The organism is Streptomyces sp. NPDC046203 (genome assembly GCF_040646255.1).
Lineage (GTDB): Bacteria > Actinomycetota > Actinomycetes > Streptomycetales > Streptomycetaceae > Streptomyces.
Genome location: NZ_JBEYZX010000048.1, coordinates 1 through 20,737 on the forward strand (window position 1 = coordinate 1; position 20,737 = coordinate 20,737).

Annotated in this window: 12 protein-coding genes and 1 pseudogene; 10 read left to right on the forward strand and 3 right to left on the reverse strand. The window is 72.8% G+C overall.

Translation table 11 applies throughout. The annotated features are described in order from the left end of the window. Positions 1 to 124 precede the first annotated feature (124 nt). The 4 genes and pseudogenes from ABZ990_RS26075 to ABZ990_RS26090 all read left to right on the forward strand — a co-directional run. The gene (locus ABZ990_RS26075; protein ID WP_361236287.1) at positions 125 to 895 is read left to right on the forward strand and encodes a hypothetical protein; all 771 of its coding nucleotides are present in this window, start codon (positions 125 to 127) and stop codon (positions 893 to 895) included. A 249-nt stretch (positions 896 to 1,144) separates the two neighbouring features. Then, positions 1,145 to 2,539: a DUF2087 domain-containing protein gene (locus ABZ990_RS26080; RefSeq protein WP_361236290.1), complete on the forward strand. Its 1,395-nt coding sequence runs from the start codon at positions 1,145 to 1,147 to the stop codon at positions 2,537 to 2,539. 775 nt (positions 2,540 to 3,314) lie between these two features. After that, a complete protein-coding gene (locus tag ABZ990_RS26085) occupies positions 3,315 to 5,354 on the forward strand; it encodes a M4 family metallopeptidase (RefSeq protein ID WP_361236294.1) in 2,040 nt (679 codons plus the stop codon). 389 nt (positions 5,355 to 5,743) lie between these two features. After that, positions 5,744 to 6,148: pseudogene (locus ABZ990_RS26090) on the forward strand (alpha/beta fold hydrolase); the annotation flags it as partial. A gap of 174 nt (positions 6,149 to 6,322) precedes the next feature. Here ABZ990_RS26090 and ABZ990_RS26095 read toward each other — a convergent pair. Further along, entirely contained in the window at positions 6,323 to 7,366 is a 1,044-nt protein-coding gene (locus ABZ990_RS26095) for an erythromycin esterase family protein (RefSeq protein ID WP_361236297.1), read from the reverse strand. A gap of 180 nt (positions 7,367 to 7,546) precedes the next feature. Here ABZ990_RS26095 and ABZ990_RS26100 point away from each other — a divergent pair, with 180 nt between their 5' ends. Both ABZ990_RS26100 and ABZ990_RS26105 read left to right on the forward strand, forming a co-directional pair. After that, positions 7,547 to 8,239 (forward strand): response regulator transcription factor, encoded by a 693-nt coding sequence (locus ABZ990_RS26100; protein ID WP_361236370.1) that lies wholly within the window; start codon positions 7,547 to 7,549, stop codon positions 8,237 to 8,239. Next, entirely contained in the window at positions 8,232 to 9,794 is a 1,563-nt protein-coding gene (locus tag ABZ990_RS26105; protein WP_361236300.1) for a histidine kinase, read from the forward strand. The genes ABZ990_RS26100 and ABZ990_RS26105 overlap by 8 nt, the downstream gene beginning before the upstream one ends. A 363-nt stretch (positions 9,795 to 10,157) precedes the next feature. Here the strand turns inward: ABZ990_RS26105 and glgP are convergent, their stop codons facing one another. Both glgP and ABZ990_RS26115 read right to left on the reverse strand, forming a co-directional pair. Further along, positions 10,158 to 12,890 (reverse strand): alpha-glucan family phosphorylase, encoded by a 2,733-nt coding sequence (gene glgP / locus ABZ990_RS26110; protein ID WP_361236303.1) that lies wholly within the window; start codon positions 12,888 to 12,890, stop codon positions 10,158 to 10,160. Between the two features lie 229 nt (positions 12,891 to 13,119). Beyond that, complete coding sequence (locus ABZ990_RS26115; RefSeq protein WP_361236306.1) at positions 13,120 to 14,436, reverse strand: AraC family transcriptional regulator; 1,317 nt, start codon at positions 14,434 to 14,436, stop codon at positions 13,120 to 13,122. Between the two features lie 120 nt (positions 14,437 to 14,556). Between ABZ990_RS26115 and ABZ990_RS26120 the strand changes: the two genes are divergently transcribed. The 4 genes from ABZ990_RS26120 (at position 14,557) to treS (ending at position 20,441) form a co-directional block, all read left to right on the forward strand. Further along, positions 14,557 to 15,510: an NmrA family NAD(P)-binding protein gene (locus ABZ990_RS26120; RefSeq protein WP_361236309.1), complete on the forward strand. Its 954-nt coding sequence runs from the start codon at positions 14,557 to 14,559 to the stop codon at positions 15,508 to 15,510. 333 nt (positions 15,511 to 15,843) lie between these two features. After that, on the forward strand, positions 15,844 to 16,443 hold the full coding sequence (locus ABZ990_RS26125; RefSeq protein WP_361236312.1) for a contact-dependent growth inhibition system immunity protein: 600 nt from the start codon (positions 15,844 to 15,846) through the stop codon (positions 16,441 to 16,443). Positions 16,444 to 16,719: 276 nt separating this feature from the next. After that, positions 16,720 to 18,726: an alpha-1,4-glucan--maltose-1-phosphate maltosyltransferase gene (locus ABZ990_RS26130; protein ID WP_361236315.1), complete on the forward strand. Its 2,007-nt coding sequence runs from the start codon at positions 16,720 to 16,722 to the stop codon at positions 18,724 to 18,726. Beyond that, positions 18,723 to 20,441 (forward strand): maltose alpha-D-glucosyltransferase, encoded by a 1,719-nt coding sequence (treS, locus tag ABZ990_RS26135; protein ID WP_361236318.1) that lies wholly within the window; start codon positions 18,723 to 18,725, stop codon positions 20,439 to 20,441. Before ABZ990_RS26130 ends, treS begins: the two co-directional genes overlap by 4 nt. Positions 20,442 to 20,737: the final 296 nt, after the last annotated feature.

Genomic DNA, 20,737 nt, shown 5'->3' on the forward strand with positions numbered 1-20,737 from the left:
ACACGCTCGGATTCCGCGCCGACGCCGACTTCCCGATCCACGACGGATACCGGATCGTCCAGGCGACACCCCCCGGCTCCGCCTGCTCGGTATCGCCTGCACCGGTATCGGAGGAACAAGCGTCGTGACCCGTCACCCCGATGTCCTCGATCCCGTCATCCCCCGGTTCTGCGCCCAGACCGGCGCCTCGCTGCCCCTCGCGTGGGAGCTCGCCTGGTCGGAGCCGGACCGGGCCGGGGAGACGGTGCTGCGGCTCGCGCCGCCGCCCGCGCCCCGGGAACTCGACCGCCTCGTCTGGCCGCGCCGGCTGCCCGCCGGCGTGGTGCTTCGTACGCCCCGGGGCGTACGGGTCCAGGAGACGCCGGTGCCGTTCCTGGAGGACGGCGACGCCGTGACGGTCCTCTTCGGTACGGAGCCGCCCGCGTTCGCCGAGGTGCCACGCCCGGTCGGCGCGCTCCTCGCCGAGGGCGCGACCGCGGCCGCCGTGCGCGAGCGGTGGGGAGGGGACGAGGAGACGGTGGACCACCTTCTGGTGGGGCTGCTGCGGCTCGGCCTGCTGGCGTCCGACCCGGCGCCCGGCACCACCGACGTCCTCGCCGCCGCCTCGGCGGATCCGGCGAACGGACCGCTGCTGGTACGGGAAGCGTGGACGAGGGCCGTGGAACGGGAGCCGGGCACCCGGGTCCTGGCCGCGCTCCCCACGGGCAACTTCCTCAAGGTCGGCGAGGCGGCCCTGCATCTGTGGCGGGGCGCGGAGACGGGGGCTGGGACGGGGACGGGAACGGGGGCGGGGGCCGACGGCGGTGTGCCGTACGGCTCTCTTCCCGAGCGGCTCCACGCGCTGGCGGACCGAATGCTCCTCGCCGGCATGCTCCGGGCCGTCACGGCCGGCTGACCGGGTTCGATGTGGTCGGGGCCCGGTGTGGCCAGGGCCCGGTGTGGCCGGGCGGGTCCTGCCCGGCCACACGTCGAGAGGCGCCATGCACGAACGGCGGGTGGCGGGCCGAACGGGACGTGACCGGCCCCCGCCCGGCCCGCACCCGGTTCGCGTCCGGTTCGCACCCGCTTCGCGTCCGGTCCCCGCCCGTACTGCCACGCCAGGCCGAAGAACGGGCCCGAGAGCGGGCCGGAGAGAGGACAACCCTTGAGTGACCCGATTGCCGACGCGCTGGCCGCACTGACCCGTCCGGGGATGGGCACCGAGAACGCAGGCCCCGCCCTGCGGGCCTTCGCCACGATGTCGCGCCCGCGCACGGTGCTGGAGGTGGGCGCGGGGTCGTCGACCCTGCATCTGCTGCTGGGGCTGGCCGACGCCCGCGCCGAGGCGGCGCGCGACCGGCGGATCATCGGCGGTGAGAGCCCGGAACCCGAGCGCGCCTCCGTCCTGCATCCCCGTGCCGCGCTGGCGGACTACGCCCCGAGGCTGCTCGTCGTCGACGACATCTCCGTGCCGGGCACCTCCGCGGACCAGGTGCTCCAGGCCGCTCGCGCGCTGGGCCTCGACGACATGCTGACGTTCATCGAACGGGACTTCTTCGACCTGACGGACGAGGAACTCGATTCCTGGGGGCCGCTGGACCTGGTCTGGCTGGACGCCGGCACCCAGGCCGACGACGCCGCGTTCCTCACCTCCCTGTGGCCCCGGGTGCCCCTGGGCGGCACCGTCGTCCTGCACGAGCCGTACATCGCCACCACCGTCGAGACCCGCGACCCCGAGGGACGTACGCGCGTGGCGGGCCGGATCGTGCCGACCCCGCTGCTCCAGGAGCTGCGCCGGCAGGCCGCCGCCGGGGGCGGGGGGATGGACGTGCTCGCGCTCGACGAACCGCACAAGCACCGGCAGACGGGGCTGCTGCTGATCCGCAAGCGGGAGACATGGGAGGGCGACCGGGGCACCTCCTTCTCCGAGGAGCTGGCGGCACTGGGCGAGACGGACTCCGCCACACCGCCCCTGCTCGACCCGCCGGCCGCCCCTGCGGGCCCCGCCCGCCCCGCGGGCTCCACCGCCCCCGCCACTCCCACCGGCCCGACCACTCCCGCCGGCGCCGTCCCCGAACAGCCCGCCGCCCGCGAGGCGGAGGACCCCGCGAGGGCCCTCGTCGCCGCGCTGGCCGACGAGACCCGGCGCAGGGTCTACAGCGCCGTCGTCCTGCTCCCCGACACCGCCCAGGGTGTCGCGGAGCGGCTGGGGCTGGCTCCGGCGCGCGGCGCGAAGGCGCTCGCCGCACTGGAGCAGGCCGGTCTCGTCACCCGGACGGGAGACGGCTGGTCGGCGGTGGACGACGTGTGGCGGGAGGCGTCCCCGCGCCGGGAGCGGCCGCCCGCGCCGGTGGTCATCCCCGCGAAGCGCGGCAAGCGGCTGGTGTTCCTCAAGGAGCTCGTACGGCTCTTCGAACCGGACCGGCGCTACCCGGAGCGCTCCGTGAACGACCTCCTGCGGGAGGTCCACCCCGATGTGGCCGCGCTGCGCCGCTATCTGGTGGAGGAGCAGCTGCTCGCCCGGGCCGACGGCCAGTACTGGCGGCTCCGAAAGACCTGAGGGGCGGGGGGGCTGAGGGCCTGTAGGGGCTTGTGGGGTCGGAGGGGCGACCAGGTCGCGTCCGGCGGTCGCCCGGCCCCTCCCGGGCCCCGGCCCCCTGTCCGTACGTCCCCCGCCCCTGTCCGTACGCCCCCCCTGTCCGTACGCCCCCCCTGCCCGTACGTCCCCCGCCGCTCCCGCTTCCCCTCGCCCGCCCTCCGTCCCCGCCGTCTCCTCCCGCCCCCCGCCCTCCGTCCCCGCACCCCGGGGCCGGAGGGCGGGCTGCTTCGTACCGGGATCCGGGCGCCTCCGGGCCCGCGGCGGGCTGCCCGGTGTGCTCGGCCGTCAAACCTCGCCGACCCGGTTTCTTCCGTCCCACAGGACCCGGTTCACCCCGTCCGCCCCTTCCGCACCGGAGTCGGCGTTCGCTATGCGGACGATCAGAACAAGCCACCCAGGAACCTCGTCCGACCGAGGGTGCGACATCCGCACGACACACCCCGGAAACATGCCCCGGGCCAGGTTCCACGGGACCAAGCGGATTCTTGACGATCATCTTCCGGTTGACGAAACGTCCGGTCAACGAACGCCCACGTACGCGCACCGAACGCCTTTCGGCCAAGTTGTTGACGCGCTCCTGACAGGTGCCTTCCGGGGCTGCCAATGTCTCCCCCGGCTCAACGTCGCATCAACGTTCACCTGATCACCCGAACGTGTTGCGCCGTGCTTCACAGCGCTGTTGCTCCGCCGGGCGGCTCCCCCAGCCGTCCGGTACCCCCCTCGCAAAGGAGTCCGCGTGAGATCCACGCCCAGCCGCCGCGCCACCGCGACCGGCGCGCTCATCGCCGCCGCCGCCATGATCGTGGTCGGCGTCCAGACCGGCACCGCCGCCGCGTCGAACGGTGCCGCGTCCAAGGCCCCGGTCGCCGGCAAGGAGAACCCCGGCAAGATGCCGGCCAAGCTCTCCCCCGCCCAGCGCGCCTCGCTGATCAAGGCCGCCGAGACGGACTCGGCCAAGACGGCGAAGAAGCTCGGCCTCGCCGCCCAGGAGAAGCTGGTCGTCCGTGACGTCGTCAAGGACGTGGACGGCACCGTCCACACCCGCTACGAGCGCACCCTCGACGGACTGCCCGTCCTCGGTGGCGACCTGATCGTCGCCGAGAACACCGCGGGTTCGACCGTGTCGGTCGACAAGGCCACCAAGGCCGACATCACCAAGGTCGACACCGCGGCCTCCGCCGCCACCGTCGCCCCGGCCGCCGCCGAGAAGCAGGCCCTCGGCCGCGCCTCCGCGAAGGGCTCCACGAAGGCCAAGGCCGACCGCGCCCCGCGCAAGGTCGTCTGGGCCGCCGACGGCAAGCCCGTCCTCGCGTACGAGACCGTCGTCGGCGGCCTCCAGCACGACGGCACGCCCAACGAGCTGCACGTCGTCACGGACGCCAAGACCGGCGCCAAGCTGTACGAGTGGCAGGGCGTCGAGACCGGCGTCGGCAACACGCAGTACAGCGGCCAGGTCACCCTGGGCACCTCCGGCTCGTACACCCTGACGGACGCCGGGCGCGGCGGCCACAAGACGTACAACCTGAACAACGGTACGTCCGGCACCGGCACGCTGTTCAGCAACACCACCGACACCTGGGGCAACGGCCTGCCGGCCAACAAGGAGACCGCCGGCGCCGACGCGCACTACGGTGCGGCGCTCACCTGGGACTACTACAAGAACGTGCACGGCCGCACCGGTATCCGCGGTGACGGTGTCGCCGCGTACTCCCGCGTCCACTACAGCAGCGGGTACGTCAACGCCTTCTGGCAGGACTCCTGCTTCTGCATGACGTACGGCGACGGCTCCGGCAACGCCAAGCCGCTCACGTCCATCGACGTGGCCGCGCACGAGATGTCGCACGGCGTCACCGCCGCCACGGCGGGCCTCGTCTACAGCGGCGAGTCCGGCGGCCTCAACGAGGCCACCTCGGACATCTTCGCGGCGGCGGTCGAGTTCTACGCCAACAACCCGAGCGACCCGGGTGACTACCTGGTCGGCGAGAAGATCGACATCAACGGCAACGGCACGCCGCTGCGTTACATGGACAAGCCGTCCAAGGACGGCGCGTCCAAGGACGCGTGGTACTCCGGCATCGGCAGCGTCGACGTCCACTACTCGTCGGGCCCGGCCAACCACTTCTTCTACCTGCTGTCCGAGGGCAGCGGCGCGAAGGTCATCAACGGCGTGAGCTACAACTCGCCGACCTCCGACGGCCTGCCCGTCACCGGCATCGGCCGGGACAAGGCCGAGAAGATCTGGTTCCGGGCGCTGAGCACCAAGTTCACGTCCTCCACCAACTACGCGGCCGCCCGTACCGGCACCGTCGCGGCGGCCACCGACCTGTACGGCGCGGGCAGCGCCGAGGTCACGGCCGTCGAGAACGCCTGGGCCGGCATCAACGTCGGCACCCGCCCCGGTGGCGGCAACCCGCCCGGCACCGGCACGGTGTTCAGCAACAACACCCAGGTCGCCATCGCCGACGGCGGCGCCGCGGCGGTCACCTCGTCGCTGAACGTCACCGGCATCACCGGCAACGCGCCCTCCAACCTCCAGGTCGGCGTGGACATCATCCACACCTGGCGCGGTGACCTCAAGATCGACCTCGTCGGTCCCAGCGGAGCGGTCTACGCCCTCAAGGCGGCCAACATCTCCGACTCGGCCGACAACGTCCAGGAGACCTACACCGTCAACGCCTCCAGCGAGGTCGCGAACGGCACCTGGAAGCTCCGTGTCCAGGACATGTACTCCGGCGACACCGGCTACATCAACGGCTTCAAGCTGACCTTCCCGTAAATCCGGGAAGTGCCGGGAAGTGCGGGGAAGCGTCGGCAAGCGCATGACGCCGACAGGCATCCGGCGGTCCTACCGCCGCCGGACCTGACCCCGCACCGCGTCACCACCTCGCATCACCAGGACGGTCCTCAGGGCGACTTCGCCCGGAGGGCCGTCTTCGGCGTGTCCGGGGCTTGTGTGTGGGGGGGGCGCCGGGCGTACGTCCGTAGTCCCGGCCCGTTCAGCGGTCGCCCCGTTCAGCGCCCGCCGCGTTCACTGGTCGCCGGCGGCCAGGAGGTCCGCGAAGTGCCGCGCCGCCTCGGGGGGAGCCTCCGGGAGGCCCTGCAACGGCGCTTCGACCTCCCCGCCGCCACCGCCGGCCTCGCCCACCCCCTCTGGAGAAACGGCCCATGCTCTACCTCACGGTCCCTGGCTGGACCGGCTCCGGCCCCGACCACTGGCAGACCCATCTCGAAGAGACCTACGAGGGTTTCCTGCGGGTCATCCAGGACGACTGGGACACCGTCGAACGCGACGGCTGGGTCGCCCGGCTCGACGCCGCCGTGCGCGCCGCCGACGACGAGGTCTTCCTCGTCGGGCACAGTTGCGGAGCGGTGACCGTCGCCCAGTGGGCCGCCATCCACCACGACGCCCGGGTCGCCGGCGCGCTCCTGGTCGCCCCTGCCGACGTCGAGGCCCCGGGCGCTCCCGGAGCCATCACGCCTCAAGCTCCGCTGTCCACAGTCAGGTTGAGGATGAGAACGCACCTGGTGCTCTCCGACAACGACCCCTTCCTCTCGCTCGAACGGGGCCTGGACCTGGCCGAGTTGGGGCAGCACCGTCGAAGTGGTCCCGGGCGGCGGACACTTGGCCACCTCGGACGGCTACGGCCGATGGGACCACGTCGCCACTCTGATCGCACGGCACTCCGCGACCACCCTCGTACCGAAAGCGGGATCCGGCACCCGCAGGCAGTAGGTTCCTTCTCCTCAGCGCCCGCCACCCCCCGTTTCCGCGTCCGGGAGCAGGCGGACCGGAGTGACCTCGCGCGCGAAGACGACGGCGTCGAACCAGCCCGCGAGAGAGCCGCCGGAGAGGTGGTGGCCGGCGTCGTCGGCGGGGTCGTAGTGGGGGCCGAGCAGCCGCGTCCTGGTCCAGGCGTCGAGCCAGGTCCGTACGGGAGCCGGGCTGTCGGCGCGCAGGTCCAGCAGATAGACGTCCGGCCCGGCGGCGCCCAGGACCGTCTCGGCGAAGTCCGCCGGCGGCGCGGGCAGCGGGTACGGGGCCGTGCCGTGATGGAACAGCTGGCCGAGCGATACGTAACCGGACCCGAAGTGCTCGCGGAGGCGGCCGCCCGCGCTCCGGTGCGTCACCGGTGCGAAGCCGGAGGACGAGACGGTACGCGGACGGCCGTCGGCGGTGTGCGCGATGCCGCCCCACCAGACGATCCGTTCCCCGGTGCGTTCGTACGACCGGATCACGTCCTCGGCCAGCGCCGACTCCAGGCCCGCGGGGTCGCCCGGCTGGAAGTCCGGGCGGCGCGGATCGCCGACGGATCCGGCGAACCGGACCTGGTCGCCGGGGTGCAGGCGGTTGAAGGCGCGCATCCAGCGGACGAGGCCGAGGATCTCCTCGGTCCGCCAGAACGACCGGGCGCCGGCCAGGATCGCGCGCGGGTCCCCCGCCCCGGTGGCGAGGTACGCGTCGAGGCCGAGCCGTACCGGATCGTCCCCCTCCAGCGCGAGCGAACGGAATCCCAGCTCCTCCACCAGGAACCGGACCATCCGGTGCGACAGGACGGACAGTTCGTGGGACTGGCGGGTCGAGGTGCCGAGCGCGACGACCCGGGCATCGCGCACGATGCCGGCCAGCGGCCGGAGATCGGCCGTCGGAGCCCCGGGATCGAACGTGGTGAGGGGGTGCGCCCGCCGCCCGATCCACGCGGCAGCCGCTGCGGCCACCTCATCGGTCACCCCGCCGACCTCTTCGCCGCTCACCTTGCCGGCCCCCTCGCCAGCCGTTGTCCCGCTCATGACCGAACCTCCTTCACAGGAGAGGCAGTTCGCGGGTCACGGCTTACGCTGCGGCCCGCGTCGCGGCCGGTGCCGCGCACAGCAGCCTCGGACATCAACCGAGGTCGAGGTCAAGCCGAGGCGACCGGCGGGGCAGCCACCGTGCCGGTCGCCGAAGGACGCGCCCGTAGCCTGAGGAACATGGACGAGACACCCCACGCCCGGCCCCCGATATCCCGTGTACGAGTTCTGCTCGCCGACGACGAGACGATGATCCGGGCAGGGGTACGGGCGATCCTCGCCACCGACCCGGGGATCGAGGTGGTCGCGGAGGCCGGCGACGGCCACGAGGCGGTCGCGCTCACGCTCGTCCACCGGCCCGACGTCGTCCTCCTCGACATCCGGATGCCCCGGCTCGACGGCCTCGGCGCGGCCGAGGAGCTGCGGCGGGTGGCGCCGGGCACGGCGCTCGTCGTCCTCACCACCTTCTCCGAGGACGCGTACATCGAGCGGGCGCTGGCCTGCGGGGTGAGCGGGTTCCTGCTGAAGTCCGGGGATCCGCGGGAACTGATCGCGGGGGTACGGGCGGTCGCCGAGGGCGCCGCGTTCCTCTCCCCCGCCGTGGCCCGCCGGGTCATCGACACCCTCGGCGGCGCCCGTCTCACCCGCGCCGCCGACGCGCGCGCCCGGCTCGGCGGGCTGACGGGGCGTGAGCGGGACGTGGTGGCGTTGGTCGGCGCGGGACTGTCCAACCAGGAGATCGCCGCGCGTCTGCACGTGGTCGAGGCCACCGTGAAGGCGCACGTCAGTGCGGTCCTCGGCCGGCTCGGGCTGCGCAACCGGGTGCGGCTCGCGATCCTCGCGCACGAGGCGGGCCTGGTCCCCGATGCCTGACGGCGTCCGCGCCCGCGCACGGGTGCGGGTGCGGGTGCGGGCGCGGGTGCGGGTGCGGGTGCGGGTGCTCGACGGGCTGCTGTGGCTGCTGCTGTGCGTCCCGGTCGTCCTGTTCTCCGCCCCGGACGACGGCGGTTCATGGCACCGGGTCGCCGCCGGTGCGGCAGTGCTCGCGGCAGGGATGGCCCTCGGCCGGCGGTGGCCGACAGTGCCGCTGGTCCTGGCGGCCGCGGGCTCGCTGGCCGTCAGTCCGGAGCTGTTCACACCCCCGTACGCGCTCGCGCTGGTCGCCTTCGGCTATCTCGCCGGACGCCGCGCGGAGCGGACCCGGCCCGCGCTGTGGCTGTTCGCGGCGGTACCAGTGGCCGGACTCGCCCGGATCCTGGCCACCGGCGGCGCGCTCACCCAGTGGTTCGCGCTGCTGCTCTCGGGGGCGCTCACCCTCGTCGCGCCCTGGCTGATCGGACGGTACGTACGCCAGTACGACCGGCTGGTGCGGAGCGGCTGGGAACTGGCCGACCGGATGGAACGCGAACAGGAGGCGGTCGCCGACCGGGAGCGGCTGCGCGAACGGTCCCGGATCGCGGGCGACATGCACGACTCCCTCGGCCACGACCTGGCGCTGCTCGCACTGCGCGCCGGCGCGCTCGAACTCGACCCGGCGCTCGGCCCCGAGCAGCAGCGCGCGGCCGGCGAACTGCGGCGCGCGGCGGCCGACGCGACGGGCCGGCTGCGGGACATCATCGGCGTACTGCGCGAGGACGGCGAGGACGCCCCGGTCGCGCCGCCGGACGAGTCGGTCGCCGACCTGGTGGCCCGCGCCCGCGCCTCCGGACTGACCGTCGCCCTCGACGACACGACGGGCCCGGTCCCCGGCATGACCGCCCGCGCCGTCCACCGCGTGATCCAGGAGGGCCTGACCAACGCCGCCAAACACGCCCCCGGAGCCCCGGTCCGGGTCCGGGTCCACACCCCCGACGGCACCCATGTCCACGCCGACGTCACCACCCCGCCCGCCGACGGCACCCCGGGCCCCGGCCTCGCGTCCGGCGGCACCGGCCTGGTCGGCCTCGACGAACGGGTCCGCCTCGCGGGCGGCACCCTCCGCCACGGCGCCACCCCCGAGGGCGGTTTCACCCTGTCGGCCGCCCTCCCCCTGCGCTCCCCCAGCCCCCGGCCGACCGCCCCGCGCTCGGCCCGCGAACTGGACCTGGCCCGCCGCCAGGTACGCCGGGGCCTCGCCCAGGCCATCTGGATCCCGCTGGCCCTGCTCACCGCCCTCGGCACCCTGATGGCGGGCGTCGGCCTGTACACCCAGCACCAGACCTACCTGGAGCCCGAGGACTACACCCGCCTCCACGTCGGCACCCCACGCCCGTACATCACCCCGTTCCTCCCCGCCCGCCCCCTCGACGGCCCTCCCCACGCGGCCCCACCCGAACCCCACGGCATGGACGAGTGCTTCTACTACCGCTCGACGCTGCTGGCGGCGATCCCGGTCTATCGCCTGTGTTACGAGGACGGCCACTTGGCGGACAAGAGCAAGCTGCCCTGATTCCCCCCTCTTTCCCCCTCCTCCCCACCCCCACCGGCAGACGGGTACCACCCAACACCCGCCCACCCCCTCCCCTCCCACTCAAGCGGGAGGGGTGCGGGGCGGTGCGCGGACGACGGACGGGAGCGGGGGCCGGGAAGGGGGTCGTGTTCGAAACGTAAAGCGTGATTTGTGGCGCGGGAGTAGAGCGCTTCACGCACTACGGAGGCGCCCGCGCCGTAAATCATGCAGTGCAGAACACGACCCCCGGACCGGCCCCCGCGCACCCACCACAAACCCCAGCGCACCACCCCGCAACCCCGAACGCGCCCCCACGCCCCGCCACGCCCACCCGCACAGCGCAGCGCACCGCACCGCCCCGCGCTACCCCACCCCACCCGCAAAGCCCAGCGCAGCGCCCCGCACCCCACCCGGAACCGCCACCAGCCCCATCTCCGCCACCCCCGCCAGCAACGCGTGCGCGGGCAGCACCCGCACCGCGCACCCGAACGCCCCGGTCCGGTCCAGCGACAGCGCACCTTCGTACGGCATCCGGCCGTCGAGGTCGGGCCCGCCGCCCGCCGGTTTGAGGATGCTGACACGTGGGTCGAGGATCCGGTCGTCGGCGTCGACGCGGCCGGTCACGGCCTGGACCTCGACGTCTTCGGGCGTGAGGCCGCCGAGGTCGACGCGTACCCGGACGCCGGGGGTGGCGCCGAGTTCCGCGTCACCGGCGACCCCGTTCACCCCGACCCCGTTCACCCCGGCCGCACCCGCGTCGGCTCCGCCGACCCCACCGGCTCCTCCGACCCCGTCGACCTCCACGTGGTCGACGGACACCCCCGCCCACGCGCCCCGCACCCGCGCCTTCCACGCGGCGAGTTCGCGCGCGGCGTCCGGGCCGAGGGCCCGGTGCGCGGTGGCGGCGGGGACGTAGAGCCGTTCGACGTACTCCTGGACCATCCGGTCGGCGTGGACCTTGGGCCCGAGGTCGGTGAGGGTGCGTCGGACCATCGCGGTCCAGCCGGTGGGGACTCCGTCGGCGTCGCGTTCGTAGAAGCGCGGGGCGACCCGGTGTTCGACGAGGTCGTAGAGCGCGGCGGCTTCGAGGTCGTCGCGGTGGTCCTCGTCGTCGGCGGCACCGTCGGCGGTGGGGATGGCCCAGCCGAAGTCGGGTTCGTACCACTCGTCCCACCAGCCGTCGAGGACGGAGAGGTTGAGGCAGCCGTTGAGCGCGGCTTTCATGCCGCTGGTGCCACACGCTTCGAGGGGGCGCAGCGGGTTGTTGAGCCAGACGTCGCAGCCGGGGTAGAGGCCGCGGGCCATGTCGATGCCGTAGTCGGGCAGGAAGACGATGCGGTGCCGGACACGGGGGTCGTCGGCGAACCGGACGAGTTCCTGGACGAGGCGTTTGCCGCCGTCGTCGGCGGGGTGCGCCTTGCCGGCGACGACGAGCTGGACAGGCCGTTCGGGGTGCAGCAGCAGGTCGCGGAGCCGGTCCTTGTCGCGCAGCATCAGGGTGAGGCGTTTGTACGAGGGGACGCGGCGGGCGAAGCCGATGGTGAGGACGTCGGGGTCGAGGACGGCGTCGGTCCAGCCGAGTTCGGCGGCTTCGGCACCGCGCTGCCGCCAGGAGGCGCGGACCCGGCGCCGTACGTCGGTGACGAGCCGTTCACGCAGCCGGCGGCGCAGCTCCCACAGCTCGCGGTCGGTGGCGTCGGGGCCGAGCCGGTCGAGGTCGGGGGCGGTCCAGGTGGGGGCGTGGACGCCGTTGGTGACGGAGGTGAGGGGCAGTTCGTCGGGGTCGAAGCCGGGCCAGAGGCCGGCGAACATGGCGCGGCTGACGGCGCCGTGGAGGGTGGAGACGCCGTTGGCGCGCTGGGCGAGGCGCAGGCCCATGGCGGCCATGTTGAAGACGTCGGGGTCGCCGCCGAGCGGGGTCTCGTCGCCGAGGGCGAGGACGCGGGCGGTGTCGACGCCCGCCAGGGCGCCGTCGTCGCCGAGGTGGCGGGCGACGAGCGCGCGGTCGAAGCGGTCGATGCCGGCGGGGACGGGGGTGTGGGTGGTGAAGACGGTGCCGGCGCGGACGGCTTCGAGGGCGCTGTCGAAGTCGAGCGCCGGGCCGGCCGTACCACCGGATCCGGCCGTACCCGAGTCGCCTGGGACGGGTCCGGCCGCGCCGAGGCCGGTCGTACCGACACCGGTCGTACCGGAACCGGCCCCGCCGAGCTCGCGGATGCGTTCGAGCCCGAGGAAGCCGGCGTGGCCCTCGTTGGTGTGGAAGACCTCGGGCGCGGGGGTGCCGGTGAGGCGGCAGTACGTACGGACGGCGCGGACGCCGCCGATGCCGAGGAGCATCTCCTGGAGGAGCCGGTGTTCGCTGCCGCCGCCGTAGAGCCGGTCGGTGACCTCGCGTTCGCCGGGGGCGTTCTCCTCGACGTCGGAGTCGAGCATGAGCAGCGGGACGCGGCCGACGGGCACGATCCGGATGTGGGCGTGCAGGCTGCGGCCGCCGGGCAGGGCGAGGGTGACCCGGGCGGGGGTGCCGTCGGTCTCGCGCAGGAGGGTGACGGGCAGCTCGCCGGGGTCGAGGACCGGGTAGTGCTCCTGCTGCCAGCCGTCGCGGGAGAGGGACTGGCGGAAGTAGCCGTTGCGGTAGAGGAGTCCGACGCCGATGAGCGGGACGCCGAGGTCGCTGGCGGCCTTGAGGTGGTCGCCGGCCAGGATGCCGAGGCCGCCGGAGTACTGGGGCAGGGCGGCGGCGACGCCGAACTCGGGGGAGAAATAGGCGATCGAGGCGGGCGGCGCGCCGGCCGTGCCGGCGGCGGCCTCGGCCTGCCGCTGGTACCAGCGGGGTGCGGTGAGGTAGTGGTCGAGATCGTCGGCGGCGGCCCGCAGCCGGGTGAGGAAGTCCTGGTCGGCGGCGAGGTCCGCGAGCCGGCCGGCGTCGAGGGCGCCGAGCGCGCGGACGGGGTCGTCGTGGTCGCTGTCGACGGTGGCGAAGAGCGCGCGGGTGGGTTCGTGCCAGGACCAGCGCAGGTTGTGGGCCAGGTCGGCGAGGGGGCGGAGGGGCTCGGGGAGGACGGGACGCACGGTGAATCGACGGATTGCCTTCACGTGGTCCACCTTGGCAGGCGGCGCGCGGGCCGGAGCGGAAGCACCACGCCACGCGCCGGGCCGGTGGCACGCAGAGCGCACAGACGGCGCAGACGGGGACGGTGGGGCGGGGCGGGGGTGGTGCGGTACGGGGCGGGCCCCCGCACCGCCGTCCCCGCGCGTCGGCCACCGCGCCCCCGTCACCGCATCCCATCACCGCACCCTCGTCTCCTCGTCTCGACGGCCAGTGTCAGTCGCCGAGGGCGGCACCCCGCTGGACGGCCTTCCCGGCACCTGCCCCGGCATCCCGCCGGGCATCCGCTCCGGCCCCGGAACCGGCACCCGAACCCGTACCGGCCCCCGAACCCGCCCCGACGGCGGTCCGGTAGACCCCGGGTGTCTCCCCGTACCACTTGCGGAAGGCGAGGTGGAAGCCGACGGCGCTCTGATAGCCGACCCGGGCGGGGATCGCCGACTGGGGCAGCGAGGTCTCGGTGAGCAGCCGGGCCGCCTCGCGCATCCGGCATTCGGTGAGATGGCGGGCCGGGGACATTCCTACGTGGCCGCTGAACGCGGCGGTGAACGCGGAGCGCGACATCCCGGCCTCGCGGGCGAGCATGTCGATGGTCCAGGGTTCGGCGAACCGGGTGGCGATCAGCACCAGGGCGCGGCGGATGCCGGGGTGGCGTAACAGGGGCGGGCTGTACGGGCGTTCGGGATCCTCGGCGAGGTCGAGGAGCAGTGGGCGCAGGGCGAGGACGAAGGCCATCTCGAAGGCGCGCAGGGTGACGATCCGGTCGCCGGGGCCGGCGGGCCGGCCGGCGCGGGCGAGCAGGTTCAGGGTGTCGTGGAGCAGGGGTTCGCGCTCGACCCGGGAGCGGTCGAGGACGAGGACGTCGGGCAGCGACCGGTAGAGATCGGTGATGGTGCCGGCGTCGTAGGGGAGTCCCGCGCACAGCAGCCGGGTCTCGGGGCCGTCGCCGCCGACGCGTATCTCGGCGGGCGTACCGGACCGGTCGGGCTCACCGGACGTACCGGATCCACCCGGTTCAAGGGGCGTTCGCTCCTGCCGCCGCCCGGCCTCCCGTGCTCCCACTGGTGCTCCCGGGACCCGGGGACCGGGCAGGCGTAACGCCTCGGCCCCCGACCCTGGTCCTTGTCCCTGCCCCTGCCCCGGCCCCGGCCCCTGTCCCGTCCCGCGCCCGGACCGCAGGGCCATGACCGGTTCCGCCCGGCTTCCGGGGTGGTCGGTCAGCCGGTGGGCGGCCCCGGTGGGCAGCAGGGCGAGATCGCCCGTACCGAGGTGCAGCGGGGGGCCGCCGGTGCCCGTGAGCCAGCAGTCGCCGTCGACGACGTAGTAAAGAGCGGCGCGGTCCCGCAGGGCCTCGCCCTCGATGGCCCAGGGTGTGCGGGCGCGCCAGCGGCTGTCGAGAACTCCGGTCAGGCGCAAGGGTGTGAGGAGTTCGCTCAGCAGGTCGTCGTATGCGGTCCCGGTCCGGCCGGCAGTGCGGTTTGCGACGCCTCCGGCGGCGCGATGGCCGGGACTTTTCGTACCCACGGTCTCCATGGACGATCCTTCAACTTCCGCCCCAATTTGTTAATTGAACGGAGGACTCCGCCGCCACAGTCTGTAAGTGAACGATGACTGCAGCACACACATACCCTATGCGAAGGACCTCCCGCACACATGTCCAATGAGAACGCGGTGCCCGCGCCCGCGTCGCGCCCGATGCGGGTGGCGGTCGTCGGGGCGACCGGCTTCCAGGGCGGGGCGGTGGCCCGGCTGCTGCTCGCCCGGGGGCACCGGGTGCGGACGCTGTCGCGCCGCCCGGCGGGGGACCGACCGCCGTTGCCCGGCGCCGACTTCGTGGCGGGCGGGCTCGCCGACGAGGGGGCCGTGGGGCGGCTGTTCGAGGGAGTGACGCACGCGGTCGTCACCATGCCGCTGCTGTACGACACGGAGCGGGTGCGCCGGTACGCGAGCAACATCGCGCGGGCGGCCCGCGCGGCGGGGGTGCGGCGCATGGTGTTCAACGCCAACACCCGTGTGCCGCAGGAGCCCACGGGGGTCCCGGCGTTCGAGACGCGGCGGATGACGGAGACCGTGCTGCGGGGCAGCGGGGTGCCGCTGGTGGTGCTGCGCCCGCCGGTCTATCTGGACAACCTGTTCTCGCCGTGGAACGGGCCGTCGCTCGTCGACGAGGGGATCCTCGCGTATCCGCTGCCCGCCTCGGCGCCGGTCGCGTGGCTCTCGCACGAGGACCTGGCGGAGGCGGTGCACGCGGCGCTCGTCCGGGAGGGCGCGGAGGGCGGGGTCTTCGACATCGGCGGGGCGGCGACGCTGACGGGCGCGGATCTGGCGGAGGTGTTCACCCTCGGCCTGGGGCGGCCGGTGCGCTATGTGCCGTTGCGGCCCGAGCTGTTCGAACGGGCGCTCGCGCGGCTGCTCGGCCCGGACGCGGCGGCGGGGGTGACGGGGCTGTACCGCCATCTGGCGGTGGGCAGCGATCCGCTGCTGCTCGCGGGGGACGACGGGATGGCGGCGGAGGCACTGGGAATCACGCCGGCGGAGGCCGGCACCTGGGTGGCGACCCAGCAGTGGCGGGTGTGGTCGAACGACCCGGAGGACCTGCCCGGCTGACCCCGGCGCCGCTCCCCTGCGCTCGGCACTGCCCTGGGCACACTTGCCGCCTCGCCGGCGAAAGCCGGGGCAGCCTGGGGAGACGAAGGACCAGGCCAAGGAGTTCCACACCAAGTACGGGCCGGATCGTCGCCCGGATCGAGAATTCCGCAGGAATTCTCGAGGTGGCGGTGGCGCCGAGGAAGAAGAACGCGAGGGCCGCGCCGACGACGATGACAGGCACGGTGAATCCTCACTTCACATCTCATCCCATAGGGCAAGACAGGGCGTGCACAGGTGACACCGCCGAACGACCGATTTCGTGAGCTGCGCCGACTGTTGCGCTCCTATGAGGTGACCGGTTACGCCTTCGATGACACAGAGGAGCGCAGCGGAGTCGCTCTCAGCGCCTACCTGAGGCAGGCCGCAACCGCCTCCGGGCGGGCAGCCGAGGCGGCAGCAGAGATCGACGACCTCCTCAGGACCGGTCTGTTCAACGACGAGATCGCGGATGAGGTCGACCTCCTGCCTCATATCCGCCCTCCCCACGGGAAGAGCGTGGAGGATTGTCTTGCCGTGATCGGCGGGCATCTCCGGCAGTTCCTCGCGGAGCCCGCACCCCCTGCCCAGGCACCTCCTCAGACCTCATGGGAATGGAAAGAGCGATTTCCTGAGCTCTCACAGATGCTGGGAGCGTACTTCCATCAGGATTTCTCGCTTGAGTACTCCTCGTACAGAGAGGCTCTGGACGACTACGTTTCGGATGCTTCGGAGAGTGACCTCCGGCAGGTGGCGGACGAGATCCGCGCATTTCTGGTCGTCAATGAATCGGATCAGCTGCTGAAGGAGTCGGCGGCGACGCTTGGGCTCGGGATTCTCCCGCCTCAGGGCGTGCGGCTGCGTCGCTGGCTATCGGATATGCGGGAGATCGTTCTCCGTCAAACGAGGGGATGAGGGCCGGTAGGGGCTCGCTGTCCGGCTCGCACTGATGAAGTCGGGCGGTTGAGCGTCCACCCCGCACCCCCACCCCCGCATCCCCCTCACCGCTCCCGGCACCACCCGCCCCACCACCACCGATGCGCCGTTCGCGTGTACCCCCGAGTGCCCCCTTCATAACCGCCGTACGGGTGATCGTGCGGCGGAGCGGCGGTGCCCGCCTTCCCCGCGCCCCCGTCACGGCTAGAAAGAGCGCAGCACCGCTCATACGTACACAAACCATCAGGTGATGCCGTGAATCCGCACAAGGGACGCATTCCCGTCCTGGATGTCCGCCCGCTGATCGACTGCGGCCGCCATCCCGCGAAAGCGGTGGTGGGCGAGACCTTCGAGGTCTCGGCCACCGTGTTCCGGGAGGGGCACGAGGCGGTGGGCGCCAATGTGGTGCTGCGCGATCCGGCCGGGCGGCCGGGACCGTGGACGCCGATGCGTGAACTGGCGCCGGGCACCGACCGGTGGGGCGCCGAGGTCACCCCGGACGCCGAGGGGCTGTGGACGTACACGGTCGAGGCGTGGGGCGATCCGCTGGAGACCTGGCGGCACGCCGCCCGGATCAAGATCCCGGCCGGGATCGACTCCGAACTCGTCCTCGCCGAGGGCGCGGAGCTGCACGAGCGGGCCGCGAAGGGCGTACCGAAGCGGGGCGGCCACCGGGAGGCGGTCCTCGCGGTCGCGGACACCCTGCGCGACGCCGCACGGCCGGCGGCGGTGCGGCTCGCGGCGGCGCTCGCGCCCCGGGTCCTCGCGCCGCTCGGCCGTCATCCGCTGCGCGAACTGGTCACCGCTTCCCCCGCGTTGCCGCTGCGGGTGGAGCGGGAGCGGGCCCTCTACGGTTCCTGGTACGAGTTCTTCCCGCGCTCGGAAGGGGTACGGAAGGTCCGCGGCCGGACCGTCCCCGGCACCTTCCGTACGGCGGCGAAACGGCTGTCCGCGATCGCGGCGATGGGCTTCGACGTGGTGTACCTGCCGCCCGTCCATCCGATCGGCACCACCCACCGCAAGGGCCCGAACAACGCGCTGACGGCGGGCCCGGAAGACGTGGGCGTGCCGTGGGCGATCGGCTCGGCCGAGGGCGGGCACAACGCGATCCACCCGGACCTGGGCACGCTCGCCGACTTCGACGCCTTCGTGGCCCGGGCCCGCGAACTGCGCCTGGAAGTCGCGCTGGACTTCGCCCTCCAGTGCTCGCCGGACCATCCGTGGGTGACGGAGCATCCGGAGTGGTTCCGGCACCGCCCGGACGGCACGATCGCGTACGCCGAGAACCCGCCGAAGAAGTACCAGGACATCCACCCACTGGACTTCGACGCGGCGGGCGACGGGATGGCCGGGATCGTCGCCGAGACGGTGCGGATCCTGCGGCACTGGATGGACCACGGGGTGCGGATCTTCCGGGTGGACAACCCGCACACCAAACCGGTGGTGTTCTGGGAACGGGTGATCGCCGAGATCAACGGGGCCGACCCGGACGTGATCTTCCTGGCGGAGGCGTTCACCCGGCCCGCGATGATGCGCACGCTCGGCGCGATCGGCTTCCAGCAGTCGTACACCTACTTCACCTGGCGCAACACCAAGGCCGAACTCACCGAATATCTCACCGAGTTGTCCGGCGAGTCGGCGGCCTCGATGCGACCCAACCTCTTCGTGAACACCCCGGACATCCTGCACGCCTATCTCCAGCACGGCGGCCGGCCGGCGTTCGAGGTACGGGCGGTGCTCGCCGCGACCCTCTCCCCCTCCTGGGGCATGTACGCGGGGTACGAGCTGTGCGAGAACACCCCGCTGCGCGCGGGCGGCGAGGACTACCTGGACTCGGAGAAGTACCAACTCCGGCCGCGCGACTGGAAGTCGGCGGAGCGGGACGGCACCTCGATCGCCCCGCTGATCACCTCCCTGAACCGGATCAGACGCCGCCATCCGGCCCTGCGCCGGCTGCGCGATCTCACCTTCCACACCACCGACAACGAGGCCGTGATCGCGTACAGCAAGCGCTCCGGCACGGACACCGTCATCGTGATCGCCAACCTGGACCCGCACCACACCCAGGAGGCGACGGTCTCGTTGAACATGCCGGAACTCGGTCTCGCCTGGCACGGGACCGCGCCGGTGCGCGACGAGCTCACCGGCGAGACCTATCACTGGGGCAGGACCGCCTACGTACGCCTGGAGCCGGGTGTCGCTCCCGCGCACGTGCTGGCCCTGCGACCGTCCCCGCAGACCGGAGGGTCACCCGCATCATGACCACTGTCAACGAACCCGTCCCCGACACCTTCGAGGACACCCCCGCCAAGGACCGCGATCCCGACTGGTTCAAGCGGGCGGTCTTCTACGAGGTCCTGGTCCGCTCCTTCCAGGACAGCGACGGCGACGGAGTGGGCGATCTGAAGGGCATCACCTCGCGCCTGGACTATCTCCAGTGGCTGGGCGTGGACTGTCTGTGGCTGCCGCCGTTCTTCAAGTCCCCGCTGCGGGACGGGGGTTACGACGTCGCCGACTACACCTCCGTACTCCCGGAGTTCGGCGATCTGGCCGACTTCGTGGAGTTCGTCGACGCGGCGCACGCCCGCGGCATGCGCGTGATCATCGACTTCGTGATGAACCACACGAGCGACGCGCACCCGTGGTTCCAGGAGTCCCGCAGCGACCCGGACGGGCCGTACGGCGACTACTACGTCTGGGCCGACGACGACAAGCAGTTCGCGGACGCCCGGATCATCTTCGTCGACACCGAGTCGTCCAACTGGACCTTCGACCCGGTCCGCGGACAGTACTACTGGCACCGCTTCTTCTCGCACCAGCCGGACCTCAACTACGAGAACCCGCGGGTGTGCGAGGAGATCCTGTCCGCGCTGCGGTTCTGGCTGGACCTCGGCATCGACGGCTTCCGGCTCGACGCGGTCCCGTACCTGTACCAGCGGGAGGGCACCAACTGCGAGAACCTGCCCGCCACCCACACCTTCCTCAAGCGGGTCCGCGCGGAGATCGACGCCCACTACCCGGACACGGTCCTGCTCGCCGAGGCCAACCAGTGGCCGGAGGACGTGGTCGACTACTTCGGCGACTTCCCGTCGGGCGGCGACGAGTGCCACATGGCGTTCCACTTCCCGGTGATGCCCCGCATCTTCATGGCGGTACGGCGCGAGTCGCGCCACCCCGTCTCCGAAATCCTGGCGAAGACCCCGGCGATCCCGGCGGGCTGCCAGTGGGGCATCTTCCTGCGCAACCACGACGAGTTGACCCTGGAGATGGTCACCGACGAGGAACGCGACTACATGTACGCCGAGTACGCCAAGGACCCGCGGATGCGGGCCAACATCGGCATCCGGCGCCGGCTCGCCCCGCTGCTCGACAACGACCGCAAGCAGATGGAGCTGTTCACCGCGCTGCTCTTCTCGCTGCCCGGATCCCCGGTGCTGTACTACGGCGACGAGATCGGCATGGGCGACAACATCTGGCTCGGCGACCGGGACGGGGTGCGCACCCCGATGCAGTGGACGCCGGACCGCAACGCGGGCTTCTCGTCGTGCGATCCGGGCCGGCTGTTCCTGCCCGCGATCATGGACCCGGTCCACGGCTACCAGGTGACCAACGTGGAGTCCCAGACGGCCTCGCCGTCCTCGCTGCTGCACTGGACCAAGCGGATGATCGAGGTGCGCAAGGAGAACCGCGCCTTCGGACTCGGCTCGTACACCGAACTGCCCTCGTCGAACGGGGCCGTCCTCGCCTTCCTCCGCGAAGCCCCCGCCGAGGAGGGCCAGGAGGCCGACCTGGTCCTGTGCGTGCACAACTTCTCCCGCTTCGCCCAGCCCACCGAGCTGGACCTGCGGCGGTTCGCCGGGGCGCGGCCGGTGGAGCTGATCGGCGGGGTGGAGTTCCCGGCCGTCGGGGAGCTGCCGTATCTGCTGACGATCGGCGGGCACGGCTTCTACTGGTTCCGCCTGAAGCCCGCCGGCTGAAGTACGCCGCCTGAAGTACGCCGTCTGAAGCCCTCCCACCGAGAGGCTTCGCCCCGGCCCGCGCGGTGCGGGCCCGCTCCCCCGCGCACCCGCACCGCGCGCTCCCCCACCCCGTACCGCCCCGTCCTTCCACTTCGCACCCCGCGCTCTCGCCTCCCGTCCCGCCGCGCCCCGCCACGCGCCCCGGCGCCCCGCGCCCCTCCCCCGGCCGGCCCGCACCCATCCGGGCCCCTCCCGGCCATCCGGGCACAGCCGACAGGCCAAACGGATCTTCCCCCTCCGACACGTCCCCCACA

Coding starts and splice junctions, on each gene's coding strand:
- ABZ990_RS26100 (WP_361236370.1), top strand. CDS start 7,547: ATGGACGAGACACCCCACGCCCGGCCCCCGATATCCCGTGTACGAGTT.
- ABZ990_RS26105 (WP_361236300.1), top strand. CDS start 8,232: ATGCCTGACGGCGTCCGCGCCCGCGCACGGGTGCGGGTGCGGGTGCGG.
- ABZ990_RS26115 (WP_361236306.1), bottom strand. CDS start 14,436: ATGGAGACCGTGGGTACGAAAAGTCCCGGCCATCGCGCCGCCGGAGGC.
- ABZ990_RS26120 (WP_361236309.1), top strand. CDS start 14,557: ATGTCCAATGAGAACGCGGTGCCCGCGCCCGCGTCGCGCCCGATGCGG.
- treS (WP_361236318.1), top strand. CDS start 18,723: ATGACCACTGTCAACGAACCCGTCCCCGACACCTTCGAGGACACCCCC.
- ABZ990_RS26095 (WP_361236297.1), bottom strand. CDS start 7,366: ATGAGCGGGACAACGGCTGGCGAGGGGGCCGGCAAGGTGAGCGGCGAA.